General features: G+C 71.5%; 8 protein-coding genes. 6 read left to right on the top strand and 2 right to left on the bottom strand.

The window, feature by feature from the left end; translation table 11 throughout:
- Positions 1-330 precede the first annotated feature (330 nt).
- Together B082_RS0129720 and B082_RS0129715 are read right to left on the bottom strand one after the other, a co-directional pair.
- Positions 331-1,119 carry a sulfite exporter TauE/SafE family protein gene (locus tag B082_RS0129720; protein ID WP_018555441.1) on the bottom strand — a complete coding sequence of 263 codons (789 nt, stop codon included), beginning with the start codon at positions 1,117-1,119 and terminating at the stop codon, positions 331-333.
- A 73-nt stretch (positions 1,120-1,192) separates the two neighbouring features.
- Positions 1,193-1,993, bottom strand: coding sequence for a GntR family transcriptional regulator (locus B082_RS0129715; protein WP_078622689.1), 801 nt, complete (start codon positions 1,991-1,993; stop codon positions 1,193-1,195).
- Between the two features lie 300 nt (positions 1,994-2,293).
- Here B082_RS0129715 and B082_RS0129710 point away from each other — a divergent pair, with 300 nt between their 5' ends.
- The 6 genes from B082_RS0129710 to B082_RS40570 form a co-directional block, all read left to right on the top strand.
- A complete protein-coding gene (locus tag B082_RS0129710) occupies positions 2,294-2,626 on the top strand; it encodes a hypothetical protein (protein WP_018555439.1) in 333 nt (110 codons plus the stop codon).
- A gap of 12 nt (positions 2,627-2,638) precedes the next feature.
- The gene (locus B082_RS0129705) at positions 2,639-4,174 is read left to right on the top strand and encodes a helix-turn-helix domain-containing protein (protein WP_018555438.1); all 1,536 of its coding nucleotides are present in this window, start codon (positions 2,639-2,641) and stop codon (positions 4,172-4,174) included.
- Positions 4,175-4,747: a hypothetical protein gene (locus B082_RS0129700; RefSeq protein WP_018555437.1), complete on the top strand. Its 573-nt coding sequence runs from the start codon at positions 4,175-4,177 to the stop codon at positions 4,745-4,747.
- 237 nt (positions 4,748-4,984) lie between these two features.
- On the top strand, positions 4,985-5,809 hold the full coding sequence (locus B082_RS0129695; RefSeq protein WP_018555436.1) for a thioesterase II family protein: 825 nt from the start codon (positions 4,985-4,987) through the stop codon (positions 5,807-5,809).
- An 86-nt stretch (positions 5,810-5,895) separates the two neighbouring features.
- The gene (locus B082_RS0129690) at positions 5,896-8,511 is read left to right on the top strand and encodes an AAA family ATPase (RefSeq protein WP_018555435.1); all 2,616 of its coding nucleotides are present in this window, start codon (positions 5,896-5,898) and stop codon (positions 8,509-8,511) included.
- An 86-nt stretch (positions 8,512-8,597) separates the two neighbouring features.
- On the top strand, positions 8,598-8,761 hold a 164-nt coding region (locus B082_RS40570), incomplete at its 3' end, for a beta-ketoacyl synthase N-terminal-like domain-containing protein (protein WP_420707708.1).

Below are 8,761 nucleotides of genomic sequence, written 5' to 3'. Positions count from 1 at the left end.
CGACCGCTACGCGGACGGCGAGTTCATCCGCCAGTACTCCAGCGGCAAACAGGACGGCACGGGAACGTACGACCTGACCGAAGTCTGACAGCCCCAACCGTGAGCGGCCCCGCACACGAACCCCCGGCCTTTCGGGTGTGGTGCGGGGCCTTCCGCGCCACACCCGAAATCGCAGCCGTTACGCGTACGGCTTTCGGCGCGGGCGCGACCGTGCGTCCGGCATGGACGCGGGGCCTCACGCGCGGGTGCGACCAAGCAGGCGCTCTTCCCGCGGCCCAGTCGGGGCGCGGCTGGGCCCGCCGGGTGCCCGGGGGCAGGTCCCGGGAGGCCTCAGGCGTGGAGAGCGAGGTACGGCGCGAGTGCCAACAGGGCGCCCACCAACGCGTACTTGAGGTGCCGCTCCGGGACCGCGTGGGCGATGCGCCAGCCGATGAGCACGCCGACAAGTTCCGGTACGCCGACGACGGCGGCGAGCCACCAGTCGACCGACCCGTGCAGGGCAAAGCCGGCAGTGCCGATGGCCGCGATCACCACGGACTGCGCCTGGGCCGCGGCGAGAGCGGTCAGCACAGGCAGGCCGCAGACCACAAGCAGGGGAACGCTGAGCATCGGGCCACCGAGGCCGAACAGGCCCGCGGCGACGGCCACCACCAGACCGACGGCGACGGACGGGGTCGTGCCGATGCGCTCGCCGGACAAGGGGGCGACGACGGCACCCGCACGGCGTTCGCGGTGGTCCCGCAGCCGGACAAGGACGGCGGTGACGGTGACGGCACAGGCGAGCAGTACCCCGAATGCCCGTCCGGACACAAGGGTGTTGAGCAGGACCCCGACGGGCGTCCCGACGAGGGCGGTGGCGGCCAGGACGGTTACGGTATGCCGGGTGGACCCGGCCTTGAACTGCCCGGAGCGTGCGAAGGCGGCGGTGCCGAGGGTGCCCGTCGCGATGTGGGTGGCGATGGCGGTGCCGGCGACCGTGGACGGCGACAGCCCGGTCAGCAGGAACATGCCAATGGTGGGAAGCACGCCGCCAGGCCCGACCGCGGTGATGCCGATCCCGCCGGCCAGGCCGAAGAGGGCGAGCAGGACAAGAGTGAGGGCGTCGAGGCTCTCGTGCACGGGTGTTCCTTTGCTGACGCTGGTCCTGGGCCCTTTCACCGGCCTGCGAGGGCGTTCGGCGCGGCCCGGCTTCTCAGGGGTTCGGTGATGACGGGCCGCGATGCAGGCGGGTCCGCAGCATCATGCGGTCGGCCCGCACGCGGAGCGTCTCCGCATCCACCGGCCGCCCGTCGGCAAGTCTGGTGAGGCGCTCGATGGCGAACAGCACGGCACCCTCGCCGATGCCGAGAAGGCGGGCGGTGTCACGGTCGGCCGCGACCGCGTGGACCGTGACGTCGGCCGACCCCAGCGGTGTGCCGGTGACCTCTTCGATCAGGTCGAACACATCGCGATGGATCAAATCGCGGTCGAGAAGGGGGCGTCCGACATCGGGAGTGAGCCAACTGGTGTCCACGGACAGTGGGGTGCCGTCCAGACTGCGCAGCCGCTCCAGGCACACGGCCTCGCTGCCCTCCGGCAGGCACAGCCGCAACGTGACGTCCTTGGGCGCGTGCGGGACGACGTGGGCCGCGCGCACCTGGTTCGTGACAGTGCCATAAGCGGTGAGGGTCTCGGCGAGGCCGGTGAGGCGGTCCAGGCCGTGCCCGAGCTTCGGTGCCGTGACACGGGTGCCGATGCCGCGGTGGCGCGTGATCAGGCCTTCGTCACGCAGCAGGCCGAGAGCCTCGCGCACCACGTTGCGGCCGGCGCCGAGCGACTGCCCGAGAACCCGCTCGTCCGGCAGGACACCACCGGCGAAGGCATCGGCGGTAATCCGCTGACGCAGTACGTCCGCGACCTGACGCGCCCGCTCGGCTCGCGGACGCAGCCGGACGCCGGGCGACGACGCCGCATTCACGGCGTTCACGGCGTCTGCACCATCGGCCTCACTCATGAGGGGCGTCACCTCCCGTCGGCTCCACTCGGCATCAAGAACTACCCGCTTCACGTTACGCCGAAGTTACGCCACCCGTTCTGACCTGCGCACTCCTCTGAGCAGGGGCTTTGCGGGCAGCGTGGCGCGCAACGCCGGCCGGCACGACACCGTCGCCGCGGCCCGGCAGCATCCGCCTGCCCATACCCCAGTCGTACTGGGGTCAGGCAAGGCATAAACTTTCGAACTTGTTTCGAAGTTATATGCCTGGATGGTAACTTTGGAACAAGTTGAAGAGTTCGGTTTCCGGGAGGTGGGCGGGTGTTGCAGATCCAGATCGGCCCCGAGCGCGAGGCGGCCCCCGATGACATGCTCGGGCGGACGACCATCGGATGGCGCCCCGGCATGAGTGAGGACGAAGTCTGGGAGGCCGGTCGCGGAGTCTGGAAGTTCAACGCCGACCGTGCTCTCGCCCAGGACGAGGTGCAGATCATCAACACCGAGGGCACCGTCCTCGCCGTCGCGACGATCACCGGGATCTCCAAACACGGCGACCGCTACGCCCTCCAGGGGGAGTTGCTGCGGGACGACGACCGCGTCGGGCGGGCCACCAAGAGCCCGCACCTGTCCCGCAACCCCGTCACCTACATCTGAAGGGAGTGTTCCGTGAGTGATTTCGACGCGATCGATTCGCTCCTCGCCTCCGTCGGCCCGCAGATCGACCTCCCGGACCCCGAGGCCCGCCGTGCCTTGCGCGAGCGGGCTCGGCTGTCGAAGGCGCAGGTGGCCCGTGCTCTCGGGGTGAGCCCGTCCACGGTCGGCGCCTGGGAAGGCGGCCGGGATCCTGTCGGTGAGGTGCGCGGCAAGTACGCCTATCTCCTGGACGGGTTGTGCGCCAAGTTCGCCACCGACACCACGCCTGAAACCGGGCCGGCCGGGGAGTCCGATGAGGCTGAGCCGGTCGCAGCGGACGCTGTCGCTGTGGCCGAGCCCGCTTCCTCCGAGTTCGAGTCCTCTGAGTTCGAGGGCGGGGACGAAGTAGAGGTACTCACCGCGCCGGAGCCGTGTGTGCTGTGCGGGCGTCCGGCCGGACAACGGGTGGAGGGCTTCGCCCAGCACCTGGATCCAGCCGAATGCCAGGGCGACACAGCCGAGGCGCGGCCGGCCCCGGTAGCCGGCCGGCCCGCTCCGGCCTCGAAGCCGTCGGAGCGGGCCAAGGGCCCGGCCCGCCGGGCGTTCCAGGAGTCGTCAGGTCCGGTGGGCTTGATCCACGCGGCGGTCGAGGGAGCGCTCGCCAAGTACGAGGGCGACGTGGAAGCGGCCACCGCGGCGCTGTTGAAGAAGGCGATCCCGGACGCGATGCGCTTGCTGGACGAGACCCGCAAGGGCGCCCGGTACGACGTGATCGCCCACCCCTGGATCCCCGACATCCTGAAGAAGCAGACCTCCCGTGGCGCCGACCAGATCTGGGAGGCCCGCCCCAGATGGACCCGCGCTGAGCTGCCGCCCGGCGCCCACGAAGTGACTGCGCTGGACATCAATGGCGCCTACCTGTCCGCCCTCAAGACCCATCTGCCGCTCGGGCAGCTCGAGCACACCACCGGCATGCCGCACGACCGCCGCCGCGCCGGAGTCCACCTCATCACCCCACCCGCCTGGGAGCACGACGCGGTCCTGCCCAACCCGATCGGCGAACGCGACGAGCCCGGACCCCTGTGGGTCACCGAACCCACCCTGCGTCTCCTGCTGCGCCTGTCAGGCCCCAGGCACCAGCTGTGCGAGCCTCCTCGGATCCATGAGTCGTACACCTCCGGGGCCACGGAGAACCTGCTGGAGAAGTTCCGTGTCGCGCTGAAGGACGCCCGCGACACGGCGATCGAGCAGGGCGACACGGTGACCTTGGAGTACGTGAAGGCGATGTACTCGAAGTTCGTCTCCACCATGGGAGAGTCGAACTACAACCGGGAACTGTACCGGCCGGACTGGATGCATATCATCCGCTCGCAGGCCTTCGCCAACCTCTGGATGAAGGCGCTCAAAGCCCACGACGAAGGGCTCGCTGTCGTCCGCGCGATGGGCACCGACGAAATCCACGTCATCGGCGGCTGGCGCCGCGTCTTTCCCGAAGGCCGTGGGGTCACCGAGGTCAAGATCAAAGACCTCTACACCGCGGGCACCGACACGACGGGGGAGGAGCAGTAGATGCCGGAGAGGAACAACGAGTTCGGAAAGTTCGGCGCCAGCGGCGTCAGGGGAAGCGAACTCGTCGGGAGGAGACTCGACGACCTCGCCGGCGGCATCGCCACCCCCGTCACCGCGAAGCGCGGCCTGATGGCGCGCCTGAAGTACCTGACGAGATCCGACCACGCCCGTCAGGCCGCCAGGGATGCCGGGCTGACGGTGACCGACCGCACGCTGAAGGCGTGGCTTGAGGACAAGCGCCGCCCCTCGGCGAGGAACCTGAAGAAGATCGACGATGCCTACCGGGCGGTGCGCCGGCAGAACGTGGCCCGGCACCTGCTCAAGCGCCTCAACGCGAACGGCGGCACACGGGTGGAGATCCACCCCCTCAACCAGTCCGGCGTGGCCCGCCCGCTGCAGCGCGACGTTCCCTTCCGGCACATGAACGTGCGCCGCTGGGACCGGATCGTCGGCGCGTGGGCGGCGGGTGACCACCACGGCCTGGACGCGGCGTGGACCGACGACGTCCTGCCTGATCTGGGATCCCAGTACGGAGCGTACGAGTACTGCACCAATGTCGGCTTCGCCGCGTAGCCTTGGCCGGAGGCGGTCTGCGGACCCCGTGGGATGGCGTTCGGGTGGCTTCACCGACGCGGGGGGTACCGGGCGAGGATCCGCTGCCGTCCACGGCCGGACCTCGCGGCATGAAACAGAGGTGCCGGGACCTGAGGGGTCACTTCGGCCCACACAAGTACCGCTTAACCCCACACCGCTATCTTGCCCTCCGCGCACTCGACGAGTACCGGGCAACGAGTAGGAGCAGGAACGGGAATGAGCACCATCGACACCGACACGGAGCTGTGGGTCCGCCGCTTCCACCCGGCCCCCGAGCAGCCGTACCGCCTCGTCTGCCTCCCGCACGCGGGGGGCACGGCCTCCGCCTTCTTCTCCTTCTCCCAGGCCCTGGCCGCCCATGCCGACGTTCTGGCCATCCAGTATCCGGGCCGCCAGGACCGCCGCCACGAGCCTCCGATCACCGTCACCGAGGAACTCGTCGACGCCATCCACCAGGCGCTGCGGCCCTGGGCCGACCGCCCGCTGGTCCTCTTCGGACACAGCATGGGCGCCGTACTGGGGTTCGAACTCGCCCGCCGCATGGAGGCGGAGAGCGAACCGCCGCTCGGTCTGATCGTCTCCGGCCGCCGCGCCCCCCACATGCCGCGCCCCGACAGCGTGCACACCAAGGGCGACGACGCCCTCATCGCGGAGATCCAGCAACTGGCCGGTACCGACCCGGGGGTGCTCGCCGACGAGGAGATCGTGCGCATGGTGCTGCCCGCCATCCGCGCCGACTTCAAGGCCATCGAGACGTACCGCTACCGCCCCGACCCCGGCCGGGACAGGGCACTGAGCTGCCCGCTCAGCGTGCTCACCGGGGAGTCCGACCCCCGGGTGAGCCTGTACGAGGCGAGGGAGTGGCGCGAGCACACCTCCGGAAACTTCACCTTTCGCAGCTTCCCCGGCGGCCACTTCTACCTCACCCCGCAGCAGGACGCGGTGACCCGCGCCATCGCCGACGACTTGGCGGCCCTGGGGCAGGAGCGGCTCGGCACCGCCGTCGGCCGACCGGCGTGCGGAGTTGTGGCCAGGCAATAACTGGTCACTGCGGAGCGCGGGTGAGCGCCTCGGCCGGTCCCTACGCTGGGCGGACAAGTGACGCTGCGCAACGGGGGAAATGGCTGATGACGCTCTTGTCCCGGGACACCGAACTCGCCCGGCTGAACGCCGCCCTCGCCGCGGCGGAGGCCGGTGCGACCGCCATCGTGCTCATCGAAGGAGCCGCCGGCTGCGGGAAGTCCGAAACGCTCAGGACCGTCGCCGACACCGCCCGCGAACGTGGCGCGACCGTGCTGTGGGCCGCCGCCACCCCCGAAGGGTCCGCCACGGGCCACCGCGCGCTGGACGAGTGGGCCGAGGCACTGCGTACACACTCCGCCCGGCCCCCCGGGGCCGACCCCGCCCCTTCCGCGGCCACCGCCTTCACCGCGGCCGTCCGGGGGCTGAACGGTCCCGACCCTCTCGTCATCTGCCTCGATGACCTTCAGTACGCCGACGCGGTCTCCCTCGCCTGCCTGACCGGTTCGACCCGGGCACCGCGCGGCACCGGCCTGTTCATCGTGCTCACCGGCCCGCTCGGCGGCCCGGGCGCGGACGCCCGCGATGCCGTCACCGAACTGCTGCGCCACCCGGGCTTCGACCGCATCCGCCTCGGCCGCCTCGACCGCACCGCCACCGCCGCCCTCCTGCGCGACCGCCGCCGGGGCGTGGCGGGCGGCGAATCGGCCGACCGTCTGTACGCGCGCACCGGAGGCAATCCGCTGCTGCTCAGGGCCCTGCTGTCCGAGTACGACACCGCCCGCCCCGAACCCGCGGGGCCGTTCGCCGACGCGGTGCGTGCCTGCCTCCAGCGCTGCGGGCGCCCCGCCCGCGACCTCGCCCGCGCCCTGGCCGTCCTCGGGAACCACGCCACCCTTGAGCGCGCCGCCGCCATCGCCGGGGCAGCGCCCGCGGAAGCCGTTCGGGCCCTCGCCGCGCTGGACGAGACCGGACTCACCGACGGGCCCGTACTGCGTCACCCCGACATCGCCGCCGCCGCACTGGAGACCCTCGGAGCGGCCGAGCGCACCCGCCTGTACGGCCGTACGGCCGAGGTCCTGCACGCCGACCGGGCAGAAGCCGAGACCGTCGCCTCGTATCTGCGCGTCCACGGCAGCGCTCCCGGGGACTGGGCCGTGCGTACGCTCTGCGAGGCCGGACAGCAGGCCCTTGCCGCCGACGAGGCCGAACGCGCCGCCGCCTGCCTGCAACTCGCCCACGCCGGCACCGACGACGAACCGACCCGGTGGCGGATCGGCCTCCAACTCGCCGCTCTGACCTGGCGCCTCACCCCCGCCGCCGCCGAACAGCACCTCGACGCCCCGCTCGCCGCACTGCGTGCCGGACGCTCCGGCGTGCCCACGGGCTCGCTGGCCCGTCTGCTCGTCGCCCAGGGGCGGGTGGCGGAGGCGGCGGAGGTACTGCGGCTCGCGCCCTCCAGCGCCGGTGCCCTGCGTGACCTCTTCGCGGTCCCACCTGCCTCCAGGAGCGATGAAACCCTCCTCTGCGCCGCGCTGTGGACCCACCCGGGCGCCCCCCGGGGAGCGTCCACCGCCGAACGGCTGCTGGAGGGGACCCCGCTGGCGCACGACACCTTCGAACCGCTGGTCCAGGCCGTACGGATCCTGCTGCACACCGGGCACCCGCGCCGGGCCGCCGCCCGGTGCGGGGAACTGCACGCCGATGCCGAGCACCGCCGGGCCCGCGGCTGGCAGGCCATGTTCGCCTCGCTGCGCGGCGAGGCACTCGTCCACATCGGTGACCTCGCCGGTGCCGAGCGAGCGGCGAGCGCTGCTGTGGCGGCGGTCGCGGGACGCGGCGGAACGTTCATGTACCGCCCCGTCGCGGTCCTCGTGACCGCGCTCACCGCCATGGGCCGCTACGACGACGCCGCCCGGCACCTTCCGCTGCCCCTGCCCGACCAACTCCCCGGCACCGTGCACGCCTTGCCTTACCTGCACGCACGGGGCAGGTACTACCTCGCCACCCACCGCCCCCAGGCCGCCCTGAGCGAGTTCCTCGACGTGGGCCGCCTGGCCGGACGGTGGGGCCTGGACCACCCCGGCGGTCTGCCCTGGCGCGTCGACGCGGCCGACGCCCTGCTGCGTCTGCGCCGCCCCGGTGAGGCACGCGTGCTGACCACGGCGCAGCTCGCCGTACCGGGTATCGGCGCGCGGACCCGCGGCATGGCGCTGCGGCTGCACGCCGCGACCGAGGAGGCCCATGGCCGGCCGGCCCTCCTCACCAGGGCGACCGCCGACCTGCGAGGCTGCGGTGACCGCCTCGAACTCGCCAAGGCCGTGGCCGACTTCGGCCGGACCCTCCAGACCCTGGGCGAGGGGCCGCGCGCGGGCTCCCTCATCAGGCGTGCGTGGAGACTGGCCGACGAGTGCGACGCGACACCGCTCTGCGGGGAGATACTGCCGGACCGGCGGCGCGGAGACGCCGGCGCCGAGGTGCGCCGCTGCGCCCCGGCGGTCGCCGAGCCCGACGTGGCCCTCCTCAGCCAGTCCGAACGGCGCGTGGCCGCTCTGGCTTCCGCCGGATACACGAACCGGGAGATAGGGGCCAAGCTGTTCGTCACGACGAGCACGGTCGAGCAGCGCCTCACTCGGATCTACCGCAAGCTCAGCATTTCCCGTCGGCAGGACCTGCCGATCGACTTGCAACTCGACGTTCTTGAGCACGTCGGAGTCCAGTGAGCACGCAAGACGGGCTTTAGCCGGCGTTGTGACGATCGGCTTGGACCCCTGCGGTGCGACCTGGTGACGAAGTGGAGACAGGCATCATGAATCCGGACTTTGGCATGCCGAAAAACGGCCCTGTCGGCGCCATTGCTGTTGTCGGTATGTCGTGTCGTTTCCCGGGTGCTGAGGGTGGGCCGGGGGAGTTTTGGGAGGGGCTGGTCGGTGGGTTCGATGCGGTGGGTGAGGTGCCTTCGGATCGTTGGGA

Origin of the sequence: Streptomyces sp. ATexAB-D23 (assembly GCF_000373645.1) — a bacterium.
In the GTDB taxonomy this organism is placed as follows: Bacteria; Actinomycetota; Actinomycetes; order Streptomycetales; family Streptomycetaceae; genus Streptomyces; species Streptomyces castrisilvae.
Note: the sequence above shows the minus strand (reverse complement) of the source record. Positions and strands in the feature narration are given on the sequence as shown.